Origin of the sequence: Caballeronia sp. PC1 (assembly GCF_021353155.1) — a bacterium.
Classification (GTDB): domain Bacteria; phylum Pseudomonadota; class Gammaproteobacteria; order Burkholderiales; family Burkholderiaceae; genus Caballeronia; species Caballeronia cordobensis.
The window spans coordinates 1,790,991-1,812,881 of the sequence record NZ_JAJUBH010000002.1 but is presented as its reverse complement, the minus strand read 5'-3'; the positions used below and the strand labels follow the sequence as shown (position 1 = coordinate 1,812,881).

Below are 21,891 nucleotides of genomic sequence, written 5' to 3'. Positions count from 1 at the left end.
TCAGACCGGCAACACGGACGCCACGAGCGTCTGCGTATAAGGATGTTGCGGATCGTCGAGCACCTGATCGGTGAGTCCGCTTTCGACGACGCGCCCGTCCTTCATCACCATCAGCCGATGCGCGAGCAGACGCGCCACGCCGATATCGTGCGTGACGATCACGGCCGCGAGATGGAGCTTGCTCGTCAGCGTGCGCAACAAGTCGAGCAGCCGCGCCTGCACGGAGACATCGAGGCCGGCGGTGGGCTCGTCCATGAACACGAGACGCGGTCCCGTCACCAGATTACGCGCGATCTGCAGACGTTGTTGCATGCCGCCCGAAAACGCGGAAGGCAGTTCGTCGATGCGCGCGGCGTCCAGTTCGACGCGGCTCATCCAGTCGGCGGCCGTTTCGCGCAGCCGGCCATAGTGGCGCGCGCCGATCGCCATCAAAGGCTCGCCGATGTTCGCGCCCGCCGACACATTGCGGCGCAGGCCATCGCGCGCGTTCTGATGCACGAAGCCCCATTCCGTGCGCGACAGGAGGCGCTTTTTCGGTTCCGCGAGCGTCAGCAGATCGAGCGCTTCGCCCTCGCGTGTGGTGTAGGCGAGCGCACCGCCGTCGATCCCGCTGCGCAACGCGAGCGCATTCAGCAAGGTCGATTTCCCCGATCCCGATTCGCCGACGATGCACAGCACTTCGCCCGGATGGACGACGAGATCGACATCGACGCAGCCGCCGCGTCCGTCATAACGCTTGGTGAGGCGTCTTGCTTCGAGCAGTGCGTTCATCGCATCACCTCGTCGTCGCCGCGTCGGCTGTGGCAGTAGTCGCTGTCGGAGCAGACGAACATGCGCTTGCCCGCGTCGTCGACGATCATCTCGTCGAGAAAGCTCTCACGCGAGCCGCACAGCGCGCACGCATGCGCCCACTTCTGCACGCTGAAAGGATGATCCTCGAAATCCAGGCTCTTCACTTCCGTATAAGGCGGGATAGCGTAGATGCGCCGTTCGCGTCCCGCGCCGAACAACTGCAAAGCCGGGTTCATGTGCATCTTCGGATTGTCGAACTTCGGGATCGGCGATGGCGATGTGAGATAGCGCTCGTTCACCATCACCGGATAATCGTAAGTCGTCGCGATACTGCCGTGCTGCACGATATCCTCATAGTATTTCACGTTGATGAGGCCATAGTCCGCGAGCGCATGCAGCTTTTTGCATTCCGTCACGCGCGGCTCCAGGCGGAACAGCGGCTCGGGCATCGGCACCTGATACACGAGGATCTGCTTGTCCGTGAGCGGCGTTTCGGGAATGCGGTGACGCGTCTGCACGATGGTCGCATCGGCCGTGCGCGTGGTGGTCGCCACGCCTGCCGTGCGCGCGAAAAAGCGCCGGATGTTCACCGCATTCGTGGTCTCGTCGGAGCCTTGATCGATGACCTTCAGCGTATCGCGTTCACCGATGATCGCCGACGTCACCTGCAGGCCGCCCGTGCCCCATCCATACGGCAGCGGCATTTCGCGCGATGCGAACGGCACCTGATAACCCGGCACCGCCACGGCCTTGAGCAGCGCGCGGCGAATCATGCGCTTGGTCTGCTCGTCGAGATACGCGAAGTTATACCCTTCGGTGAGCGCGTTCATGCCGCATTCTCCTTGTTGCCGTTTTCGCCATGCGCCGCGCGCAAACGGCGCAGCAATTCGAGCTCGGACTGGAAGTCCACGTAATGCGGCAGCTTCAAATGCTGCACGAAACCGGACGCTTCCACGTTATCGCTGTGATACAGCACGAACTCCGCATCCTGCGTCGGCGAGCCCACCGTTTCGCCCAGCTCTTCGGCGCGCAATGCGCGATCGACGAGCGCCATCGCCATGGCCTTGCGTTCCGAATGGCCGAAGGCGAGGCCATAACCTTGCGTGAAGGTCGGCGGCACCTCGCCGCTGCCCGCGAACTGATTGATCATCTGACATTCGGTGATGTCGATATCGCCGATCTCGACCGCAAAGCCCAGTTCGTCGATATGCATCTCCACCGCGACTTCGCCGTGACGGATCTCGCCCGCGAACGGATGGCTATGCGCATAGCCGCGCTGCGTCGCATAACCGACCGCGAGCAGGAAGCCTTCGTCGCCGCGCGCGAGATTTTGCAGGCGCGTGGCGCGATCGGCGGGAAACGACAGCGGCTCGCGCGAGAGATCGCCCGGTTCCGGCGCGTTTTCGTGCGCGCGCTCCTGCTCGATCAGCCCTTCCTTGTCGAGCATCGAAAGCACACGCGGCATCGCATTTGTTTCGGATTCCTTTTCTTCGATAGCCGCGCCATTGGCGTGTTCGCCCTCGGCGAGCAACGTGAAATCGAGCAGACGCTGTGTGTAATCGTAGGTGCCGCCCAGCATCTGTCCGCCGGGAATGTCCTTGAATGCCGCCGAAATGCGGCGCTCGACGCACATCGCTTCCGTATCGACCGGCAGCGTGTAGCCGAAGCGCGGCAGCGTCGTGCGATACGCGCGCAACAGGAAGATCGCTTCGACAAGATCGCCCGCCGCCTGCTTGATCGCGAGCGCGGCGAGGTCTTCGTCGTAGACGGAGCCTTCGGTCATCACGCGCGCGACGGCAAGACGCATCTGCTCGCGAATCTGCGCGACGGACAGCTCGGGCACCGCGAGATCGCCGCGGCGCTTCATCGCAAGCACGTCCCATGAACGTTCGATGGCGCGTTCGCCACCCTTGACCGCGACGTACATCAGTTCACCTCCACTTGCGTCGTGCGCGGCAGGCCGACGAGCGCGCCGCCCGCCACGAAATAGCAATCGATGCCGCACGGAAAGAGCGCGGTGAGCGTCGCGCGCTGATGCCAGAACGCGTGCGTCAGTCCCGCGATGGCCACCGTGCGCGATTCCGCGATGCCCGGACCGCGCCACACGAGCGGCTCGCCTTCGGTCAGCGACGGCACGCGAATGAACAACGTCGCGGCATCTTCGGGCGATTCGGGCTCGCCATGCGAGAACGCGTCGAGCGAAGGCATGGCGCGCGCATCGTCGATATAGGCGAACGCTGCCTCGCGACGATCGTTCGTCAAAGGGGCGCTCGCGTGAAAGCGCAGCGCATCGCCGAGCACGTTGTCTTCGCGGTCGATATGGACGGGCGTCGAGTAATCCGTGATCGCCAGCAGCGACGCGAACGCCGCTAGCGGCACGCGGCCCGCCAGCGCATCGCGCAACGCGTGGTTATCGGGCAGCGCGGCATCGATGGCGACGATGCTGCCGGGGCGCGACAGCGCATCGAGCAGCGCGCGGAACACGCGCTGCGCGTCATGCACCGTGTCGTTGAAGCCGGGCACGAGCGTGGTCATGTCGATCTGCATCATTCGCCTCTCACCATCGTGAAGAATTCGACCTTGGTCGCGGCCGCTTGCGCTTGCCTGCGACGGCGTTCGTCCGCGATGCGCGCGGCCAGCGGCTCGATGACGCGCGCCTGCAAGCGGTCCGCGTAGCGCGGCATTTGCAGCAGCGCATCGACGAGCGCGGCGAGCGTCGCGCGTTCCTTGTCGCGGCCCATGTGCACCGCGACGCCGACCGGCGCGCTGCCGTCGCCGGTGCGCACACGCAGCGTGGCGCGCGTGACGGTCGTCTCGCCGAGATTGAAGGCATCGCCCGTGCCGCCGATGCGCGCACGCACCATCGCGAGCCCGGACTCCGGCGCGCGCAGCCATTCGTAAGCAGGCAGGCGCTCGCCGTCGAGCGCCGCGTCCAGCGCCTCTCGCAGCGCCTCACGCGGCGTGCGGGCGAGCACCGCCATCCATTCGCGGCGGCCCCGCGCGTGTGGCGCGTGCGGCTCCATTGAAGTACTCATCGCTTTCCCTATGTTTGTAGGACCGGTCGTCGCTATGCTACTCGTGGCCTTATCTAGTCGTCTAGACGTTTGGTCATGTGGTGAAGCTTTCACATTTCCATCACGAGTTGCGCACTACAATCCGGGAGAACGATATTCAAACCGACAGGAATGACAGCGCAATGACATCGAACGAAAATGCCGCGCCTCATGCGGTCGAGCGCGGCGCGGGGGTCGCGGTCTGGCGGCAGATCGAGCAGATTCTCGCCGCCGAGATCGCCGCGAAGAGCTTCGGCGACGAGGGGCGGCTGCCGAGCGAGGCGGAACTCGCGAAGCGCTTCGACGTGAATCGTCATACCGTGCGCCGCGCGATGCTGCGGCTCGCGGCGACGGGCCTCGTCAGCGTCGAGCAGGGGCGCGGCACCTTCGTGCAGCCCGGCGCGATCGACTATCAGATCGGGCGGCGCACGCGATTCACCGAGAATCTGCGGCGTCAGAAACATGCGTCGGCGGGCGTCGTGCTCACGTCCGAGCGCGTGAAGGCCGATCCGTCCGTCGCGAAGGCGCTCGGCGTGCGCGCGGGCACGCTCGTCTATCAGATCGAGACGCGCCACGATTCCGACGGCATTCCGATGACCTATGCGCGCAACTGGTATCCGGCCGCGCGCTTCAACGAGCTGCCCGCGGCGATCGAAGCGGCGGGCGGCGTGAGCGCCGCGCTCGAGACCTTCGGCGTGAAGGATTACACGCGCAAATGGAGCCGCATCGGCAGCGTGCTGCCTTCGTCGGAGGTCGCGCGGCGCTTGCAGATCAATCGCCAGCAGCCGGTGCTGTGGGTCGAAAACGTCGATGTCGACGAGCACGGCGTGCCCATCAAATACGGCATCACGCATTTCGCCGCCGATCGCGTGCAATTGATGATCGAGCACGATCTATGAGCGGCGCGCACGTGAATGGCGGCAATCCGCGCGTGGCCCTCTATTACGCGCCGCCCGCATCGTCGGCGTGGTGGCGCGAGGGGTGCGAATGGCTCGGCCGCGACGCCGAGAACGGACTGGAAAGCGCCACGCCCGCGCATGCGCTCACGCACGCGCCGCGCCGCTATGGCTGGCACGCGACGCTCATCGCGCCGTTTCACATGGCGCCGGGCATCGAGCTGGCCGACGTGCTCGCGTGCGCGCGCGCCTGGGCCAGTTCGGTGCCGCGCTTCGACATGCCGGTGCAAGCCGCGGAACTCGGCAACTTCGTCGCGCTGCGTCCCGCGCAGTCCTTCGACGACGACTGGCTGCGCACGCTCGCCGGCAACGCATTGCAGGCGCTCGCCGCGCTGCGCGCGGTGCCGTCGCGCGAAAGCATCGAGCGCCGCATTGGCGCCGGCATGAGCGCACGGCAGATCGCGCTGCTGCGCGAATGGGGCTATCCGTATGTCTTCGATGAATACCGCTTCCATATGACGCTCTCCGATTCGCTCGACGACGCCGTCGCGCGCGCATCGATCATATCGGCGTGGACGCGTCGCATCGAGACACTCGGCCCCTTGCCGATGCATGGCGCGGCGCTCTTCATCGAGCCCGCGCCGGGCGCGCCGTTCACGCTATGGCAGCGCCTTCCGTTCAACAACGCACAGGATGTCGTGGCATGACCAGATTCGACAGCGCAAAGCTGATCTACGTGATGGGGCCATCGGGCGCGGGCAAGGACTCGCTGCTCGGCTTCGCGCGCGAACGCGTGGGCGCGCACGTGATGTTTTCGCATCGCTACATCACGCGCGCGGCGGCGGACGGCGAGAATCACATCGTGCTCTCGCACGACGAATTCGCATCGCGGCTTTCGTACGGCCTCTTTGCGATGCATTGGGAAAGCCTCGGTCTTTGCTATGGCATCGGCATAGAGCTGGATGCGTGGCTCGCGCGCGGGATGCCGGTCGTCGTGAACGGTTCGCGGCAGCATGCGGAACTCGCGCTCGAACGCTATCCGGATGCGCGCTTCGTGCATATCGATGCCGCGCCTTCGGTGCTCGCCGCACGTCTCGCGCGTCGCGGACGCGAAGATGCGCGGCAGATCGAAGCGCGCCTCGCGCGGCGTCCCGCGTTCGAATTGCCCGCGCATGCGCATGTCGTGAAGATCGACAACTCCGGCATGCTCGCCGACGCGGGTACGCAATTCCTCGACCTGCTCGCGCTCGCGGGCCGCGCTTAACACCGCTTTTTCGCCTTCCGCGTCGCAGACGGCGGCGCGGACCCGGCCCCCTCTCCGCGTATACCCTCAGTTGCAAGTGGATTTTCGTTCGCCGACACTTCGCAAATATATTTGCGACTTCATCAATCAAGCAAATTGACTTGCCACCACTTCGACAAGGGGTCGATCATGAAATTCGCCGCAAAACTCGCCGTGGCCGCCGTCGCCGCGTTCTCTCTCGTCAGTGGCGCGGCCCGCGCCGAGACGCTGCTGGTCGCCTGCGACACGGCATTCGTGCCGTTCGAATTCAAGCAGGGCAACGAATACGTCGGCTTCGACATCGATCTGTGGAAGGAAATCGCGAAGGATCTGAAGATCGACTACAAGCTCCAGCCGATGGACTTCAGCGGCATCCTGCCCGCGCTGCAGACGCATAACGTCGATGTCGCGCTCGCGGGCATCACGATCAAGGAAGAGCGCAAGAAAGTGATCGACTTCTCCGACGGCTACTACGACAGCGGCTTCACGCTGATGGTGCCGGCCGATAGCGCGATCAAGGGACCGGACGACCTGAAAGGCAAGACGCTCGCGATCAAGACCGGCACGTCGTCCGCCGATTATGCGAAGGCGAACTTCAAGGGCACGGATCTGCGCGCGTTTCCGAACATCGACAACGCGTATCTCGAACTCGCGACCGGCCGCGTCGATGCCGCGATGCACGACACGCCGAACGTCCTCTACTACATCCATACGGCGGGCAAGTCGCGCGTGAAGGCCGTTGGCCCGCAGATGATGGCGCAGCAATACGGCATCGCGTTTCCGAAGGGCAGCCCGCTCGTCGCGAAGGTCAACGCGGAGCTCGTGAAGATCAAGGCGGATGGCCGCTATGCGGCGATCTACAAGAAATGGTTCGGCGTCGAGCCGGCGAAGTCCTGAACGCGGGCCACGGAGAAAAGCGATGCAGTTCGATCTCTCGGTCATCGTCGACGCCGTGCCCGCGCTCATGCACGGCGCGCGTCTCACGGTGCTGATCACCCTCGCGGGGCTCGCGGGCGGCATGCTCGTGGGCCTGCTGTTCGGTTTGATGCGCGCTTACGGCAATGCGCTCTGTCAAAGAATCGCGTTCACGTATATCGAGTTCGTGCGCGGCACGCCGATCGTCGTGCAGGTGATGTTCATCTACTTCGCGCTGCCCTTGCTGCTGCATGTGCGCGTCGATGCGATGAGTGCGGCCATCGTGTCGATCGTCATCAATTCGGGCGCGTATATCGCGGAGATCGTGCGCGGCGCGTTTCTCTCCGTGCCGCGCGGCCTCAAGGAAGCCGGGCTCGCGCTCGGCATGCCGGGCTGGCGCGTGCTTGCGTTCGTCGTCGGTCCGGTTGCGCTGCGGCGCATGACGCCCGCGCTCGGCAATCAGTTCATCGTGAGCCTGAAGGACACGTCGCTGTTCATCGTGATCGGCGTGGGCGAACTGACGCGGCAGGGCCAGGAAATCATGGCGTCGAATTTTCGCGCGGTCGAAATATGGACGGCCGTCGCGCTCATCTATCTCTGCATGATCGGCGCGCTGACCTTCGGCCTGCGCACGATGGAACGGCGGATGCGCATTCTATGACTACGATGAATCACAACGGCCGCATGGTGCAGTTCAAGGGCGTGACCAAGCGCTTCGGCAAGACGGTGGTGCTCGATGAAGTCGATCTCGACATCGACGCGGGCGAAGTCGTCGTGCTGATCGGCCCGTCCGGCTCGGGCAAATCGACGCTTCTGCGCTGCATCAACGCGCTGGAGCAGATCGATGGCGGCGATCTCGTCGTCGATGGCGTGAGCGTGCTCGGCGGCGCGAAGAAGGTGCGCGAGATCCGTCAGGAAGCGGGCATGGTGTTTCAGCAGTTCAATCTGTTCCCGCAGATGACGGCGCTCGAAAACGTCGCGTTCGGTCCGCGTCAGGTGCGCGGCATGAGCAAGCCCGAAGCCGAATCGCTCGCGCGCGATCTGCTGACGAAGGTCGGGCTCGGCGAGCGCGTCGGGCACTACGCGAGCGAGTTGTCGGGCGGACAGCAACAGCGCGTCGCGATTGCGCGGGCGCTCGCCGTGAAGCCCAAACTCATGCTCTTCGACGAGCCCACGTCCGCGCTTGATCCCGAGTTGCGTCAGGAAGTGCTGCGCGTGATGCAATCGCTCGCGGAAGAAGGCATGACGATGGTCGTGGTCACGCACGAGATGGCGTTCGCGCGCAAGGTCGGCACGCGTCTGATCTTCATGGAGCACGGGCATATCACGGTCGACGGCGCGCCCGCCGAATTGCTCGATAATCCACCGAATCAGCGTTTGCGCGATTTCCTGCAACACGTCGAATAACTTTTGGCGATTCACTTCGAATTTATGGCAGCACTCGGTTTTATCGACATTTCCGGCTCCCCGCGCGAAGCGGGCGAAGCGCTCGGCCGGTTCGGCGCGCACGCGGTTCATGCGCACTTGCTCAACACGCGCGCATGGCAAACGGTCATGCAATGGCGCGGCAGCGACACGGCGCGCGCCATGGCCGCGCTCGTGCGCGAACGCTTCCCGCGCGTGTGGGACGAGCTTCACGGACTCGCGGCGGGTCTCGCCCTGCCCTTCGACGACGTCTTTCTCTGGAATTGCCGCGGCGATGTCTGGGCGATGTCGCCCGATGGCTGCACCACGGTGCAGCTTCCCGGCGCGGACGTGCGGCGCGTGAGCCACAACGAGGACGGCATGCCCGGCTTCGACGGACATTGCGCGATTGCCGAATGCCGCATCGAAGGCGGTGCGGGATTCGCGGCTTTCGTCTATCCCGGCTCGCTGCCGGGACATACCTTCGCCGTGACGAACGACGGTCTCGCGATAACCGTGAACAATCTACGTCAGCGCGAAGTCGTCGCGGGCGTGCCGCGCATGGTGCTCACGCGCGCGATGCTCGATGCGTCCACGCTCGACGAAGCGGTGCGCATCGTGCGCGACAGTCCGCGCGCGGGCGGCTTTCATCTGACGCTCGGCGCCTGCGGCAATCCCGCGCTGCTGAGCGTCGAGTTCAGCGCGCATGACTGCTCGGTCGTCGAAGTGAACGCGCCTTCGTTACATGCGAATCACGCGATTCATCCCTCGATGCACGGCTTCTCGCAGATCGTCACCGACTCGTCGCGTCACCGGCAGGCGCGTGGCGATGCGCTGATCGCGTCGGCTGAATCGATCGATCCGCTTGCGATTCTCGCCGATCATGCAGACGCGGCGCTGCCGATTCATCGCACGCATCCCGACGATCCCGACGACGAGAACACGCTCGCCACCGCCGATATAGTCATTCATGCGTCTCACATAGAATGGGAGGTTCACGAACATCCCGGGCATCCCGCCCGGTATCGGATGATCAATGGACACAGGCAAACGGAAGGGGCGTCGCGCGAGCGAGGCTGAAGTGGGCGCGCAGATGCCGCCGCGCAACGTCGATGGGCTGCGCGAGCTCGTGATACGCATTGGCCGTGACGAAGCCGATGTCTCGCTCGGCGGCAAGGCGCATACCGTGCTCGCGAAGCTGCTGGAACGTCCCGAGGAAGTGGCGGTGCGCACGATCACCGATCTGGCGGCATCGCTCGATGTCAATGCATCCACGCTCACGCGCCTTTCGACGAGGCTCGGCTATGCGGGCTTCGCCGACTTCCAGAGCGTGTTCCGCGATAGCCTCGCCGAGCGGCATCGGCATTTTTATAGCCAGCAGGCGGAACGGCTCGTCGCGAGCAGCAAGGCCCATGCGCCCGATGCCGCGCCCGAAGTGGATATGGTCGTGAAGCTCGCGCGCGAATCGATCGGCAACGTGGAAGGATTCATTGCGCAGTTATCGCCAGCGGATTTGCGCAGCGCCGCGCGCCTGCTCGCCGAGGCGAAGCGCGTGCGCGTTCATGGCCTGCGCCAGTTCAGCGCGCTCGCGAGCTTCGTGTGTTATGGCCTCGGCATGATCCGCACGGATGTCGCGCTGCTCGATGCGCAAGGCCTGGGCGTCGCGGAAGGCCTCGCGCAGTTGCAGCCCGGCGATGTCGTGATCGTCACGAGCGTCGCGCCCTATACCCGCAGCGTCGCCGATGCCGCGGCCGCCGCGAAGGAAGCCGGGCTCGATGTCATCGCGATCACCGATACGCTGGCATCGCCGCTCGTGCCGCCCGCGCGTCATGCGTTCCTCATTCCGCACGAAAGCAGTTTCTTCAGCAACAGCATGGGCGCGTATCTCGTGTTCTGCGAAGGCTTGCTGAATCTCGTCGCGGCGCAGCTTGGCAAGCGTGCGCTGCATGCGCTCGAGCGACGCGAAAAACTCATCACGACGCTCGATATCGAAATGTCGTGACGTGCCTCAGATCACACGCTCGCGCACCCAGCCCGAGACAAGATCGATCAGCGACACGATCACGATGACGATGATCATCACCGCGGCCGTCTGCGCATAGTTGAACGAGCGGATGGCCTCGTACAGCACCACGCCGATGCCGCCCGCGCCGACCATGCCGACGACCATCGCGGAGCGCACGTTCGACTCGAAGCGGTACAGCGCGAACGAAATCCACAGCGGCAAGACCTGCGGCAGCACGCCGTAGACGATTTCGTCGAGACTGCTTGCGCCCGTCGCGCGCACCCCTTCGGCGGGACGGGCGTCGACAGCTTCGACGGCCTCGGCGAAAAGCTTCGCGAGCACGCCCGTCGTGTGCACCCACAACGCAAGCACGCCGGCGAACGGACCGAGACCGACCGCGACGATGAACAACATCGCGAAGACCATCTCGTTGATCGCGCGGCACGCGTCCATCAGGCGTCGTACCGGCTGCGCGATCCACACCGGCGCGATGTTCTGCGCCGACAGCAGGCCGCACGGCACCGCGCAGATCAGCGCGAGCGCCGTGCCCCACACGGCGACCGCGAGCGTCACGATCATTTCATGCGCATACGTGCGCCATTCCGTGAAGTCGGGCGGAAAAAAATCGCGCGCGAACTGGCTCATGTTGCCCGATGCGCCGAGCAGATCGAGCGGGCGCATGTCCGCGCTCGACCATGACAGACCGAGCACCGCGATCACGACGATCCAGCCGAGCGTCGATGTCCAGCTTCGTTTGGGCGCCGTTGCGTGAACGGGCCTTGCGATGCCCGCATCGAACGTGATTGCGTCGAGCGGCTTCATTTACTTCGCCGCCGTATCGAGCGCGGCGATCTTCTGATCGAGCGCGGCGATTTGCGCCTTCTTGTCGGCATCGTCGATATGCGCGTCGTTCTGGACCTGCTGCTTCTTTTGAAACAGCGCCATCTGACGAATCGGCACGAGCTGCGCGTTCGACGAATCCGCAAAGCCGGAGTAGCCCGAAATCGCGCTCATGACGGACTGCTCGCGCGGATCTTTCTGCGCGTAGTGATCGAAGAAGTTGCGCAGCTTGTCTTTCGTCGCCTGCGGCAGATCGCGACGCCATACGAGCGGGTCCGACGGAATCAGCGGCGATTTCCACAGCACGCGCACCTTCGGATACAGCTCGGGATGCGTCGACTTGATCGTGTCGAGCATGTCGGTGTTGTTGGTCGCGATATCGATCTTGTCGTTCACCACCGCGAGCATGTTCGACTCGTGGCTCGACGGCAGCACGCTCTTGAACGCGGTCTTTACGTTGATGCCGTTCTTCGCGAACAGATAGTACGAAGGCACGAGCGTGCCCGAAGTCGAGTTCGGATCGCCGAAGCCGAGGTTGATCTGCTTCGTGTTCTTGAGCACCTGATCGAGCGACTTCCATTCGCTGTTCGCGTTCGTGATCAGCAGCGAGTAATAGCCCGCCTCGCCGTTCTTGTACTTCACCTTCGCGAAGACTTCGCCATTCGAGCGGTCCACCGCCTCGATCGCCGATGCATTGCCGAAGAAGCCGATCTGCACCTTGTTGAAGCGCATCGCTTCGATGATGCCCGCGTAATCGGTGGCGAAGAACGCCTTCACGTCGAGACCGGTCTGCTTGTTCAGATCGTCGATGAGCGGCTGCCAGCGCTGTTTGAGCGCGGCCGACGAATCCGTCGAGATGATGCCGAAGTTGAGCGTTTCGGCGCTGGCGGTCTGCGTCAGCAGGCACGACGCGAGCGCCGCGCCAGCCAGAAGGAAACGGGCTGCTTTCATGTTGCGATCCAGGGGTTGTGATGGGGGTTGATGACTCAGGACGTGGCGAATGCAGGCGATGGCCGTGCAGCGTCCGCTGTCCCGGTGCGTTCCTGCGCCGCGCGATGCGTGAGCAGTTCATCCGCGGACGAGCCGTACAGATCGCGCAGCACGTCGGGCGTGAGCCGCTCGCTTGCGCCATCGAAGACGACGCGGCCATCGCGCAATGCGATCGTGCGCGCGCAGTACTTCATCGCGACATCGATCTGATGCAGCGACACGACGACCGTCAGCTTGTGCTCGCGATTGAGCGATTGCATGAGTTCCATGACGCGCCGCGCGGATTCCGGGTCGAGCGATGCGATCGGCTCGTCGGCAAGCACGATGCGCGCGCGCTGCACGAGCGCGCGGGCCAGCGCGGCGCGCTGTTGCTGGCCGCCCGACAGGTTGCTTGCTCGTTCGAAAGCGTGGTCGCCGATGCCCATGGCGCTCAGCGAATCCATCGCGAGCGCTTGCTCGCCGCGCGGAAAACGGCCCGCGAGACGCCGCCACAGCGACACGCGAGAGAGCGCGCCGATCAGCACATTGGTCTGCACCGACAACCGGCCGACGAGATTGAACTGCTGAAACACAAAGGAGACGTCGCGGCGAATCGAGCGCACTTCGCGCACGATCCTGCCGTTCTGCTGGATCGGACGGCCGAGCAGCGTCACGTGCGACGGCGCGGGGTCGGATGCCGTAAAGCCGGCGATATGGCGCAGCAGCGTCGATTTGCCCGATCCCGACGCGCCGATGAGCGCGACCATCTCGCCCTCCTCCACGCGCAGATCGACGGAGTCGAGCGCCTTGCGGCCGTTCCTGAACGTCTTGGTGAGACGCTCGATGCGAATTGCGTCCATAGCTTCCCTCGATGGGCGCGCTCGAAAAGGCGCGCTGAAACGTTCGGGAGATTCTAGGAAGCGAACATGACGAGACAGTGACGCGCATGAGACGTCTAGATGAATACATCACTTTGACCGCGCACGCGTTGAGACGATCGAGCAGAAATACGATCCGAACGAGCATTCACGTTTTCGGCGCCGCACCGCATGATGGACCCCAATGCATCGACCATTCGAGACACCATCATGAACACGATCCACAAGGATGTCGCCATCATCGGCGCGGGCAGCGCGGGACTGACGGCGTATCGCGCGGCCAGGGCGGCGGGCGCTTCTGCAATCCTGATCGAAGGCGGCGCGCACGGCACCACCTGTGCGCGCGTCGGCTGTATGCCGTCGAAGCTGTTGATCGCGGCGGCCGAGGCGGCGCATCACGCGACGCATGCGGCGGCATTCGGCGTGCATATCGACGGTAACGTGCGCATCGACGGACGCGAAGTGATGGGGCGCGTGAAGCGCGAGCGCGACCGCTTCGTGAGCTTCGTCGTCGCGGGTGTCGATGCGATGCCCGCGGAGGACAAGCTCACGGGCTATGCCCGCTTCATCGACGATAACCTGCTGCAAGTCGGCGAGCATACGACGGTGCGCGCAAAGAGCGTCGTCATCGCGACGGGATCGAGTCCGGTCATGCCGGCGATGTATCGCGCGCTGGGCTCGCGCGCCATCATCAACGACGACGTGTTCGCGTGGGACGATCTGCCGAAGCGCGTCGCGGTGATCGGCGCGGGCGTCATTGGACTGGAACTCGGACAGGCGTTGGCGCGGCTAGGCGTGAGTGTGTCGGTGCTCGGTGCGCGCGGACGCGTCGGGCCTTTGACAGATCCCGAGGTTCGCGGCTATGCAGCGCGCGTGTTCGGCGAGGCATTTCGCTTCGATCCGCGCGCGCAAGTCGAAGCCGCCGTGCGCGATGGCGACGAAGTGCGCTTGCGCTATGTGTCCGGCGCGGGCGAGACGATCGAAGACACCTTCGATTACGTGCTGGTGGCGGCGGGACGCAAGCCCAACGTCGCATCGCTGGGTTTGCAGAACACGTCGCTCGCGCTCGATGCCGATGGCTTGCCGGTCTACGATCCGCTGACCCTGCAGGCGGGCGCGCATCCGGTGTTCATCGCGGGCGATGCCAACGGCGTGCTACCCTTATTGCACGAAGCAGCCGACGAAGGACGCGCGGCCGGCACGAACGCGGCGCGTTATCCGCAGGTCGCGCCGGTCGAACGCCGCGCGCCCATCGCGATTGCTTTCACGGACCCCGGCATCGCGATGGTCGGTGCGCGTCATGTCGATCTCGCGCCGGATTCGTTCGTGACGGGCGAAGTGAGCTTCGAGGATCAGGGGCGCGCCCGCGTGATGCTCAGGAATCGCGGGCTCATGCATGTGTACGTCGATAAGGCGAGCCGCCGCTTCGTTGGCGCGGAATGGATCGGACCGGATGCAGAGCATATCGCGCATCTGCTTGCATGGGCTTTGCAGATGAAGCTCACCGTCGATGACATGCTGGGCATGCCGTTTTATCATCCGGTCGTCGAGGAAGGCTTGCGCACCGCGCTGCGCGATGCGGCTTCGAAGCTGGCGTGATCTCAGTCGGGAATCTCCGGCTCGACCAGTCTCGCCAGTTGAAGCAGCGACTCCTGCCAGCCGAGATAGCACATCTCGACGGGGATCACCTCAGGCACGCCTTCCTGCACGATGTCGAGCTCCGTGCCGCACGAAACCTGCCGCAGCGAAACGGTGACATGCATTTCGCCCGGCAGGTTCGCATCGTCGAAACGGTCCGTGTAGCGAATCTTTTCGAAGGGCACCAGTTCGAGATATTCGCCGCCAAACGAATGGCCGTGACCGGTGCTGAAGTTATGAAATGACATCTTGTGCGTGCCGCCCTCCCGTGCATCCATGTGATGGACCCGGCAGGTGAACCCGTAAGGCGGCAGCCATTTCGACATGGCGTCGGGTTCGAGAAAAGCACGATAGACGCGTTCGGGCGTCGCGCGCAAGACGCGATGAAGACGGACGATTCCGGTAGTCATGGTGTGTTCACCTTTCAGAAGAGTTTGGACACATCTCTACGACGATGCGTGCAAGCCCGGATCGACATTCGCTGGATCAGGGAAATCCCCAAGCAAACCCGCATACATAAACCAATGTAATGCTGCGCGGAAAAGAAATAGCATTGACGGTGCTTTTATGCCCTCGAATACTAGGGCTCCTCGGGGTACCGCCCGCGTCTCTCGTCCTCATCGTTCGGAGGATTGGCCGGCACTCCTTCTTCGGGCCACAACGAACAGGGAACGCGACATGAAGAATGCCTTATTCGCACGTTTCGTCATGAAGGCGGCACTTGCAGTTTCAGCAGTCACGTTCACGATGCACGCGCAATCCGCCGAGCCGATCAAGATCACGCTCGCCAACTGGGCCGATACCCAGGCGGTCGTGTACACCGCGAAATACGTTCTCGAAACGAAGCTGCAACAGCCCGTGACGCTCGTGAATGCGGATCTCGGCATCCAGTTCCAGGGGATCGCTCGCGGCGACGTCGATCTCATGCTGGGCGCGTGGCTTCCCGTCACGCACGCGGCCTACTTTGCCCGCTACAAGAATGACATGGTGGATATGGGCATCATCTACACCGGCGCGAAGATCGGCTGGGCGGTCCCCGACTATGTGCCCGAAAGCGACGTGGCTTCGATCGCCGATCTCAACAAGCCCGACGTCAAGACGAAGCTGAACAGCACGATCCAGGGCATCGAGCCCGGCGCTGGCGAGATGGTCGCATCGGAGAAAGCGATGAAGGACTACGATCTCGCCGGCTACACGCTGATCCGAGCGAGCGAGGCCGGCATGCTGACCGCGCTTTCGCGTGCCTATCAGTCGAAGCAGTGGATCGTGGCAACCGTCTGGAGCCCGCACTGGTTGTGGCAGAAGTGGAAGATGCGCTATCTGAAGGACCCCAAAGGCACGCTTGGCGGCGATGAACAGATTCATGGCTTCGCGTCGAAGCAGTTCGCGAGCAAATATCCTCGCGCCGATGTCTTCATCCGCCATTTCAAGCTGACCCTGGCCGATGTCGAAGAGATCGAACTGACCGGCAATACGACGAACGACTGGAATGCGGCAGCGAAGAAGTTCGTCGATGCGCATCCGGACAAGGTTCAGGCATGGCTGCAGCAGTAATCGCCTGATCGGGCCGCCTGACACGCATCGTGTCAGGCGGCGCATCGCTTTCTTATCGTCAGAACGACGCCAAAGGCGCGCCGAAAACGCCTTCTTCAGGCACGATTCCGAGCCCCACGCCCTGCGGCGGCCTGACATGACCGCCCTCGACGCGAACGCCATGCTTCGCGTCGAAGTGCCCTTCGATCATCGGCGCCGCGATCCAGACGCCATCGAGCAATGCGGGCGGCACCGTCGCGCCGATATGCGCACACGCCGCCGCGATGAGATCGCCGCCCCATGCGTCATCGCATGTATGAGGCAGGTTGCGCGCGACGCAGACATCGCGGAAGGCGCGCATCGGATGCAGGCCGCCGAGCCGCGTCACCTTCATGCCGAATCCATCGACGAGACGCGTGCCCGCGGCCGTGATTGCCGTGCCGAGGTTCGTGCAACTCTCGTCCATATACAGCGCGTGACCGATTCGATTGCGAATCGATTGCAGGTCTTCGATCGAATTGCACGGCTGTTCGAGAATGAACGGAATATGCGCGCATTCCCGGCTGAGCCGGATGGCGTCGCGCGTGCTCAGGCTGCGATTTCCATCGACGGCGAGACGTATGCCCGCACCTCGAATGACCTCCCATACCTTGATGACCGATTCGACATCTTCTTCGATGGCCCTGCCGCCCACTTTCAACTGAAGACGCGGATAACCTTCGGCGCGCTTTTCCGCCGCCACGCGCGCCACTTCGTCGGGCGCGCCGATGGTCACGGCGTAATAAGAAGGCAGGCGCTCGGCCAATGCGCCGCCAAGAAGATCGGACACGCTCACGCCGTAATGCTTGCCCAGCAAATCGTGCATGGCGATATCGACGGCAGCCTTCGCATAGCTGTGACCATTGAGCAGGCTTTCCATGCGATCGTGCAGCGGCACCGGCAACGCCTCGACGCCGATAATGCCGGGCGCCATCTGCGAAAGCGCCGCGAGCGCACCAGCCGGATGCGACTCGGCGTAAGTGGGACCGACGGGGCAGGTTTCGCCCCAGCCGCTCAGGCCATTGTCCGCGACGAGTTCGACCAACGTGGTCGTCAGCGAATAGACATCCGCGCGCGCCATCCTGTAAGGGCCATTAACGACAGGCAGTTCACATTGATATAAACGGATCTGCTTGATCTTCATGCTTTTACCCCGGGAATGGTCAGCACGAGTTTGCCGAGATGCGCTTTGCTCAAGAACGCCTCCTGAGCTTCGCGGATGTTCTCTAACGGAAAAGTCAAGGCCACGAGCGGCTTGATTTCGCCTCGCTCGATGTATGAGATCAGGTTCGGAAAAACTTCCTCGTCCTGAAAGGTACAGCCCATCAGCGTCAGGTCCTTGAGGTAAAGCGTGCGCAGGTCGATCTTCGATATCGGCCCTGCAATCGCGCCCGCGATCGCATAGCGGCCGCCCAGGCGCAGAACCTTGAGAAGCTCGGGCCACTGCTCGCCGCCGACCACATCGATCACCACATCGATGGCGTTTTCGCCGAGCACCGAAACGAGATCCGCATCCCGGTCGATGACGCGATCGGCGCCGAGATCGCGCAGCGCCGACGCCTTGCCCGGCGAAGCTTGCGCAATGACGGTCGCGCCGCGACGCCTGGCCAGTTGCACCGCCGCCGATCCCACGCCGCCGGATGCTCCGGTGATCAGGACCACTTCGGCGCCGAGCTTCACGCGATGCAGCATGTTCTCGGCGGTGGAATAAGAGCAAGGAATGGAGGCGAGTTCCGCGTCCGACCAGTCGCACACGACCTTGAAGGTTTCTCTCGACGGCGCCACGGCGAACTGCGCAAAGCCTCCGTCACATTCGCTTCCGAAGGTCCAGCATTCGAACGGCCGATAGCCCACATAGCTGCGAAGCATGCTGCTGATGAGCACGCGCTCGCCGATGCGCGAGGCTGGCACGCCGTCGCCCACCGCGACGATAGAGCCGCAGCAATCCGCGCCCTGAATCCGCGGGAAGTCGAGCGACGCGCCCGACCACGATGCGTCCGCGCCATCGACATGTTCGAATCCTTGCGCGCCGCCCGTTCCCGTATCGCTGTCGATGGATTTCGAGTACCACCCGATGCGCGTATTGATGTCGGTGTTATTCACCGCGGAGGCGCGCACCTGAATCAGCACCTCGCCTTGCTTCGGCCGAGGCACGGGTACATCGGTGCGATATTCGAGCTTGTCGAAGCCGCCCAGCCCGGTGAGGCGAACGGCGTGCATGGTGACAGGCAGTGGCGACATCATCTTTTCTCTCTCCGATACTCGGATAACACGGGAAGGCTTGTCACTCGTCCATCTCGGCAAGGCGTGGCCGGGGCACAATCGCAGGCGCGATCTTTTGCGTACCCGCCGCGCGCTGCTGGCCGATTTGCAGTAAAGCGATGCTGATGAAGATCAGCACGATCGCAACGGCTTCGAGCATCCCGAAGCGCTCTCCCACCGCCCAGCCAATCAACAGCGCAACCGCCGGCGCAAGATAGTTGGAACTCGACGATGCCACCGCGCCGAGCTTGTCGAGCAGGTAGTAATAGATCAGGAATGCCGCGCCCGTTCCCAGAAAGCCCAGCCCGATAACGACACCGCCCGTCGCGTGCCAGTCTTCGAGCAGGCGGCTCATGCCGGAGAAATCGGTCACGGTGCAAAGCATGATGAGAGCGAGCCCCATTTGCCATGTCGCCAGTGCAAGAGGCGGAAGATTCGCCGGCGACAGAAATCGCCGCACGTAGATGTATGAAAGCCCGAGCGTCATCGAACTCGCCAGCAGCCAGCAGACGCCCGTCAGATCGATGTCGCTCTCCGCGCCTTCCCAGGGCCGCGCTATCAGCACGATGCCGGCGAATCCGAGCAACACGCCGGCGCCCATCATCCCGTTGAATTTCTCGCTGCGCAGAAAGAGTAGCGAGAACACGGCGGTGAATAGCGCGATCGATCCGCCGAGCACACCGGCGATGCCCGAAGGAAGCACGGCTGTTCCTTCGATGATCGCGACATAGTAAAAGGCGGTAGCCGCACCCGCCATAACCAGAAAGTGCGGCAGCAGGCGCAGTTGTTCACGCGTGATGACTCGCCTGCGCCACGCGAAAAATGCGAGCGGCAAGAAGCCGAAGAAAACACGCAGAAATGCAACCTGAATCGGGCTGATCAGCGCCGTGGCCCACTTCATGTAAATGAAGTTGGAACCCCAGAGAACACCGAGGAAGACGAACGCGATTCTTGAAAGTGGCATGCTCGATGGATGGTTCGCTGTCGGATCGTTCGAGCACTCACCGGGATTCGAATGCTCGCGCTGTACCGAGTATTGGTTTTCCGGAAAACGTCGTCAATGCGCTTTATTTTCCCGAACGCATAACTCCACGTTATGCGTCGTTACGCCCGCGGCGTGACGAAGAAGCTCGACGAGCGTCTGAATCGTCGGCGTGATGCTGCGGCCGTGAGGCACGACCACGTAATACGCATCTTGCAGCGGAAGTGCCGCACTCGTGAGGCGGACCAGCTCGCCCGACGCCAGATGCTCGTGAAGCAGTCTGCCCCAGCCGAGCGCTACGCCCTGTCCGTGACGTGCCGCCTGAACGGCATCGTTATACAGGCAGGTACGAAGGCCGTATTTCAGTTTGGCCGGCCGCAAGCCCATCGCGCGGAACCACTCTTCCCAGGTCAGCCAGCCTTCGGACGTGGGGTCGTACGAGATGAGCGTCAGATTCGCGAGCTCTTCGAGCGAGCCGGGCGCGCCGTACTCGTCCAGCCATGCGGGCGAGCAGACGGGAAAGACTTCCTCGCCGAACAGCAGATGCGATGTGCCGTCGCTCCACTTTCCGTTGCCCCAGCGCACGGCCGCATGAACTTCGTTGTGCCGCAGGTCCGCCGTGAACATCGTCGTTGTCAGGCGCAGCCTGAGGTTCGGCTGAAGTCGCTTGAGCTTGGCGAGGCTCGGCATGAGCCGGAAATGCGAAAACGCGGCCGTTGTCGCGAGCACGAGTTCTTCTTCCTCGATGCCATTCGATAAGCGGTCGAACACGCCCGCGATTTTGCCCATCGCTTCCGCGACGACCGTGTAGAGCGCCTCGCCTTCGCTCGTCAGCGTCGAAGCGCGATGCAGCCGGTCGAGCAGACGCACGCCCAGCAATTCCTCGAGAATGCGGATTTGCCGGCTCACGGCCGCCTGCGTCACGCCCAGTTCCGCCGCGGCATGCGTGAAGCTGCGCAAGCGCGCAACGGCCTCGAATTCGACCAGCGCCGTCAACGAAGGTATAAGCCGCCGATAACCTTTCACGCCATCCATAGCAAGTTTCATCGTGGTCGAAGTGTCATTCCGGTCCGGCGGACCATTCCTTCATGCTGAGATTCGCCGTCGCGCCCAGGGTCAAAAACGGCTGAGGCGGAAGGCGCTTCGGCGCGGCAAAGCCACGGAACACCTGTACCAGCCATGAATCGATGCCAAGCGCCGCCTCGGCGGCCGCGATGCCCGAGGCCGTGGCTTTCGTCGCACCGACGCCATTGCAGGCGATGGCCGCGAACATGCCGGGCTCGATCTCGCCGAAGGCGGGCACGCCGTTCCATGTCAGCGCCATTGCGCCGGCCCACCGGTATTGCATGGACAACGCTTTGAGCATCGGGAAGCGTGCCTCGAACTTGCGGTCGTGAACGCGTCCCGCGCGCGCGATTGCGGCCTGGCTCACCTGCATGCGCGGGTTATAGGTGTATCGCGAGCGAATCAGGATTCGATCGCCGTCTTTGCCTCGCACTCTTCGCACCGTCGTTCCCATCGGGAAGGCCGGCGTGGCCGCCCATGAGCGATCGCCGCCAAGCAGGGAAGGATCGAATGCTTCGGTCATCGACGCATACGTATAGACATGCAGAAGCTGGCCACGAAAGAGGCCAAAGCTCTGCGCCTGCCCGTTATTCGCAAGGATGATCTTGCCCGCGTTGATCGCGCCTTTGGGCGTCTGGATGCGCCACGCCGCGCCGCGCCGTTCCAACGACAGCGCGGGCGTGTTTTCGTAGAGCCTGACCGAAGCGCCGAACGAATCGGCCAGACCGCGGATATACGCCGCCGGCTGGATGATGACCGTGCCCGGCGTATAGATAGCCGACGTGAACGCGCCCGTGCCGGTGACGGCTGCAATCTCTTTCTCATCGAGCAGCCGATACGGCTCGCCGACCTTCTCCAGTTGCTTCGCATAGGACACGACATGCCTGTCGCCCTGCGGACCGAGCGCGACGTTGTACTTGCCGCAAGGATCGAATACTTCCTTGCCCCAGCGTTTCTCGCTGGCAAGCTGGCGCGCAAGCGCAATGGCGATGCGATGGACCGCGATATCGTGCCGCCTCGCATCGCTATCGGAGCCGCCATAGTCTTCCGATGAAACCTCATGAGGCAGATCGATGATGAAACCCGAATTGCGCCCCGTCGCGCCCTCCGCAATTTCACCGGCCTCCAGGATGACGACATCGAGTTTCGGATCGAGTTGAGCAAGACGCCGTGCCGCGGAAAGCCCCGCGAAGCCGCCGCCGATCACGACGATATCGGCGTTCACCTCGCCATCGAGCGATGGACGCGGCGTGCGGCGAGGCAGCATCGTCACCCAGCCGGACTCGCCGAGATGCTGAGGCAGTTTGTTCGCTACGAACATGATGTGTCGCCCGATTT

24 protein-coding genes are annotated in these 21,891 nt (G+C 63.5%); 10 read left to right on the top strand and 14 right to left on the bottom strand.

What is annotated here, in order from left to right; translation table 11 throughout:
- The 5 genes from phnK to phnG are packed head-to-tail and all read right to left on the bottom strand — an operon-like array spanning position 1 to position 3,827.
- Entirely contained in the window at positions 1-771 is a 771-nt protein-coding gene (phnK, locus tag LY284_RS24385; RefSeq protein WP_053569811.1) for a phosphonate C-P lyase system protein PhnK, read from the bottom strand.
- Positions 768-1,622, bottom strand: coding sequence for an alpha-D-ribose 1-methylphosphonate 5-phosphate C-P-lyase PhnJ (locus tag LY284_RS24380; protein WP_233388237.1), 855 nt, complete (start codon positions 1,620-1,622; stop codon positions 768-770). Before LY284_RS24380 ends, phnK begins: the two co-directional genes overlap by 4 nt.
- A complete protein-coding gene (locus LY284_RS24375; RefSeq protein ID WP_233388235.1) occupies positions 1,619-2,719 on the bottom strand; it encodes a carbon-phosphorus lyase complex subunit PhnI in 1,101 nt (366 codons plus the stop codon). Before LY284_RS24375 ends, LY284_RS24380 begins: the two co-directional genes overlap by 4 nt.
- Positions 2,719-3,342 carry a phosphonate C-P lyase system protein PhnH gene (phnH, locus tag LY284_RS24370; RefSeq protein ID WP_233388233.1) on the bottom strand — a complete coding sequence of 208 codons (624 nt, stop codon included), beginning with the start codon at positions 3,340-3,342 and terminating at the stop codon, positions 2,719-2,721. The genes LY284_RS24375 and phnH overlap by 1 nt, the downstream gene beginning before the upstream one ends.
- Entirely contained in the window at positions 3,339-3,827 is a 489-nt protein-coding gene (phnG, locus tag LY284_RS24365) for a phosphonate C-P lyase system protein PhnG (RefSeq protein ID WP_233388231.1), read from the bottom strand. The genes phnH and phnG overlap by 4 nt, the downstream gene beginning before the upstream one ends.
- Before the next feature lie 161 nt (positions 3,828-3,988).
- Here phnG and phnF point away from each other — a divergent pair, with 161 nt between their 5' ends.
- The 8 genes from phnF (at position 3,989) to LY284_RS24325 (ending at position 10,344) form a co-directional block, all read left to right on the top strand.
- Positions 3,989-4,744 (top strand): phosphonate metabolism transcriptional regulator PhnF, encoded by a 756-nt coding sequence (gene phnF / locus LY284_RS24360; RefSeq protein ID WP_014251725.1) that lies wholly within the window; start codon positions 3,989-3,991, stop codon positions 4,742-4,744.
- Positions 4,741-5,448 (top strand): DUF1045 domain-containing protein, encoded by a 708-nt coding sequence (locus LY284_RS24355; protein ID WP_233388230.1) that lies wholly within the window; start codon positions 4,741-4,743, stop codon positions 5,446-5,448. Before phnF ends, LY284_RS24355 begins: the two co-directional genes overlap by 4 nt.
- A complete protein-coding gene (gene phnN / locus LY284_RS24350; RefSeq protein ID WP_053569806.1) occupies positions 5,445-6,005 on the top strand; it encodes a phosphonate metabolism protein/1,5-bisphosphokinase (PRPP-forming) PhnN in 561 nt (186 codons plus the stop codon). The genes LY284_RS24355 and phnN overlap by 4 nt, the downstream gene beginning before the upstream one ends.
- A 168-nt stretch (positions 6,006-6,173) precedes the next feature.
- Positions 6,174-6,920: a glutamine ABC transporter substrate-binding protein GlnH gene (glnH, locus tag LY284_RS24345; RefSeq protein ID WP_014251722.1), complete on the top strand. Its 747-nt coding sequence runs from the start codon at positions 6,174-6,176 to the stop codon at positions 6,918-6,920.
- 22 nt (positions 6,921-6,942) lie between these two features.
- Complete coding sequence (glnP, locus tag LY284_RS24340; protein WP_014251721.1) at positions 6,943-7,599, top strand: glutamine ABC transporter permease GlnP; 657 nt, start codon at positions 6,943-6,945, stop codon at positions 7,597-7,599.
- Positions 7,596-8,345, top strand: coding sequence for a glutamine ABC transporter ATP-binding protein GlnQ (gene glnQ / locus LY284_RS24335; protein ID WP_045452839.1), 750 nt, complete (start codon positions 7,596-7,598; stop codon positions 8,343-8,345). The genes glnP and glnQ overlap by 4 nt, the downstream gene beginning before the upstream one ends.
- Before the next feature lie 24 nt (positions 8,346-8,369).
- Positions 8,370-9,422 (top strand): C45 family peptidase, encoded by a 1,053-nt coding sequence (locus LY284_RS24330; RefSeq protein WP_233388228.1) that lies wholly within the window; start codon positions 8,370-8,372, stop codon positions 9,420-9,422.
- Complete coding sequence (locus tag LY284_RS24325) at positions 9,379-10,344, top strand: MurR/RpiR family transcriptional regulator (protein ID WP_233388227.1); 966 nt, start codon at positions 9,379-9,381, stop codon at positions 10,342-10,344. Before LY284_RS24330 ends, LY284_RS24325 begins: the two co-directional genes overlap by 44 nt.
- A 6-nt stretch (positions 10,345-10,350) precedes the next feature.
- On the opposite strand, the gene phnE is transcribed toward LY284_RS24325, so the two are convergent.
- From phnE to phnC, 3 genes are read right to left on the bottom strand one after another with little or no spacing between them, the layout of a single operon-like run.
- Complete coding sequence (phnE, locus tag LY284_RS24320) at positions 10,351-11,169, bottom strand: phosphonate ABC transporter, permease protein PhnE (protein ID WP_045452832.1); 819 nt, start codon at positions 11,167-11,169, stop codon at positions 10,351-10,353.
- The gene (gene phnD / locus LY284_RS24315) at positions 11,170-12,138 is read right to left on the bottom strand and encodes a phosphonate ABC transporter substrate-binding protein (RefSeq protein WP_045452829.1); all 969 of its coding nucleotides are present in this window, start codon (positions 12,136-12,138) and stop codon (positions 11,170-11,172) included. It lies immediately after the preceding gene.
- Between the two features lie 35 nt (positions 12,139-12,173).
- Positions 12,174-13,016, bottom strand: a complete 843-nt coding sequence (phnC, locus tag LY284_RS24310; protein ID WP_233388226.1) for a phosphonate ABC transporter ATP-binding protein — start codon at positions 13,014-13,016, stop codon at positions 12,174-12,176.
- A gap of 228 nt (positions 13,017-13,244) precedes the next feature.
- Here phnC and LY284_RS24305 point away from each other — a divergent pair, with 228 nt between their 5' ends.
- Complete coding sequence (locus LY284_RS24305) at positions 13,245-14,633, top strand: dihydrolipoyl dehydrogenase (RefSeq protein ID WP_233388225.1); 1,389 nt, start codon at positions 13,245-13,247, stop codon at positions 14,631-14,633.
- A 2-nt stretch (positions 14,634-14,635) separates the two neighbouring features.
- Here the strand turns inward: LY284_RS24305 and LY284_RS24300 are convergent, their stop codons facing one another.
- The gene (locus tag LY284_RS24300; protein WP_233388224.1) at positions 14,636-15,082 is read right to left on the bottom strand and encodes an SRPBCC family protein; all 447 of its coding nucleotides are present in this window, start codon (positions 15,080-15,082) and stop codon (positions 14,636-14,638) included.
- A gap of 268 nt (positions 15,083-15,350) precedes the next feature.
- Here LY284_RS24300 and LY284_RS24295 point away from each other — a divergent pair, with 268 nt between their 5' ends.
- Entirely contained in the window at positions 15,351-16,226 is an 876-nt protein-coding gene (locus LY284_RS24295) for a glycine betaine ABC transporter substrate-binding protein (protein WP_014251712.1), read from the top strand.
- A 58-nt stretch (positions 16,227-16,284) separates the two neighbouring features.
- Here the strand turns inward: LY284_RS24295 and LY284_RS24290 are convergent, their stop codons facing one another.
- The 5 genes from LY284_RS24290 to LY284_RS24270 all read right to left on the bottom strand — a co-directional run bounded on the left by LY284_RS24290 (position 16,285) and on the right by LY284_RS24270 (position 21,874).
- The gene (locus tag LY284_RS24290) at positions 16,285-17,388 is read right to left on the bottom strand and encodes a mandelate racemase/muconate lactonizing enzyme family protein (RefSeq protein WP_233388223.1); all 1,104 of its coding nucleotides are present in this window, start codon (positions 17,386-17,388) and stop codon (positions 16,285-16,287) included.
- Positions 17,385-18,488, bottom strand: a complete 1,104-nt coding sequence (locus LY284_RS24285; protein WP_233388222.1) for an alcohol dehydrogenase family protein — start codon at positions 18,486-18,488, stop codon at positions 17,385-17,387. The genes LY284_RS24290 and LY284_RS24285 overlap by 4 nt, the downstream gene beginning before the upstream one ends.
- Before the next feature lie 40 nt (positions 18,489-18,528).
- Entirely contained in the window at positions 18,529-19,470 is a 942-nt protein-coding gene (locus tag LY284_RS24280; RefSeq protein ID WP_233388221.1) for a DMT family transporter, read from the bottom strand.
- A gap of 93 nt (positions 19,471-19,563) precedes the next feature.
- Positions 19,564-20,535 carry a LysR substrate-binding domain-containing protein gene (locus LY284_RS24275; RefSeq protein WP_233388220.1) on the bottom strand — a complete coding sequence of 324 codons (972 nt, stop codon included), beginning with the start codon at positions 20,533-20,535 and terminating at the stop codon, positions 19,564-19,566.
- A 13-nt stretch (positions 20,536-20,548) separates the two neighbouring features.
- Positions 20,549-21,874 carry an FAD-binding oxidoreductase gene (locus LY284_RS24270; protein ID WP_233388219.1) on the bottom strand — a complete coding sequence of 442 codons (1,326 nt, stop codon included), beginning with the start codon at positions 21,872-21,874 and terminating at the stop codon, positions 20,549-20,551.
- Positions 21,875-21,891 lie beyond the last annotated feature (17 nt).

Coding starts and splice junctions, on each gene's coding strand:
- LY284_RS24325 (WP_233388227.1), top strand. CDS start 9,379: ATGGACACAGGCAAACGGAAGGGGCGTCGCGCGAGCGAGGCTGAAGTG.
- glnP (WP_014251721.1), top strand. CDS start 6,943: ATGCAGTTCGATCTCTCGGTCATCGTCGACGCCGTGCCCGCGCTCATG.
- LY284_RS24300 (WP_233388224.1), bottom strand. CDS start 15,082: ATGACTACCGGAATCGTCCGTCTTCATCGCGTCTTGCGCGCGACGCCC.
- phnN (WP_053569806.1), top strand. CDS start 5,445: ATGACCAGATTCGACAGCGCAAAGCTGATCTACGTGATGGGGCCATCG.
- LY284_RS24290 (WP_233388223.1), bottom strand. CDS start 17,388: ATGAAGATCAAGCAGATCCGTTTATATCAATGTGAACTGCCTGTCGTT.
- phnD (WP_045452829.1), bottom strand. CDS start 12,138: ATGAAAGCAGCCCGTTTCCTTCTGGCTGGCGCGGCGCTCGCGTCGTGC.
- LY284_RS24295 (WP_014251712.1), top strand. CDS start 15,351: ATGAAGAATGCCTTATTCGCACGTTTCGTCATGAAGGCGGCACTTGCA.
- LY284_RS24275 (WP_233388220.1), bottom strand. CDS start 20,535: ATGAAACTTGCTATGGATGGCGTGAAAGGTTATCGGCGGCTTATACCT.
- phnE (WP_045452832.1), bottom strand. CDS start 11,169: ATGAAGCCGCTCGACGCAATCACGTTCGATGCGGGCATCGCAAGGCCC.
- LY284_RS24330 (WP_233388228.1), top strand. CDS start 8,370: ATGGCAGCACTCGGTTTTATCGACATTTCCGGCTCCCCGCGCGAAGCG.
- LY284_RS24375 (WP_233388235.1), bottom strand. CDS start 2,719: ATGTACGTCGCGGTCAAGGGTGGCGAACGCGCCATCGAACGTTCATGG.
- LY284_RS24285 (WP_233388222.1), bottom strand. CDS start 18,488: ATGATGTCGCCACTGCCTGTCACCATGCACGCCGTTCGCCTCACCGGG.
- glnH (WP_014251722.1), top strand. CDS start 6,174: ATGAAATTCGCCGCAAAACTCGCCGTGGCCGCCGTCGCCGCGTTCTCT.
- phnC (WP_233388226.1), bottom strand. CDS start 13,016: ATGGACGCAATTCGCATCGAGCGTCTCACCAAGACGTTCAGGAACGGC.
- LY284_RS24380 (WP_233388237.1), bottom strand. CDS start 1,622: ATGAACGCGCTCACCGAAGGGTATAACTTCGCGTATCTCGACGAGCAG.
- LY284_RS24280 (WP_233388221.1), bottom strand. CDS start 19,470: ATGCCACTTTCAAGAATCGCGTTCGTCTTCCTCGGTGTTCTCTGGGGT.
- LY284_RS24270 (WP_233388219.1), bottom strand. CDS start 21,874: ATGTTCGTAGCGAACAAACTGCCTCAGCATCTCGGCGAGTCCGGCTGG.
- phnF (WP_014251725.1), top strand. CDS start 3,989: ATGACATCGAACGAAAATGCCGCGCCTCATGCGGTCGAGCGCGGCGCG.
- phnG (WP_233388231.1), bottom strand. CDS start 3,827: ATGAGTACTTCAATGGAGCCGCACGCGCCACACGCGCGGGGCCGCCGC.
- phnH (WP_233388233.1), bottom strand. CDS start 3,342: ATGATGCAGATCGACATGACCACGCTCGTGCCCGGCTTCAACGACACG.
- phnK (WP_053569811.1), bottom strand. CDS start 771: ATGAACGCACTGCTCGAAGCAAGACGCCTCACCAAGCGTTATGACGGA.
- LY284_RS24355 (WP_233388230.1), top strand. CDS start 4,741: ATGAGCGGCGCGCACGTGAATGGCGGCAATCCGCGCGTGGCCCTCTAT.
- glnQ (WP_045452839.1), top strand. CDS start 7,596: ATGACTACGATGAATCACAACGGCCGCATGGTGCAGTTCAAGGGCGTG.
- LY284_RS24305 (WP_233388225.1), top strand. CDS start 13,245: ATGAACACGATCCACAAGGATGTCGCCATCATCGGCGCGGGCAGCGCG.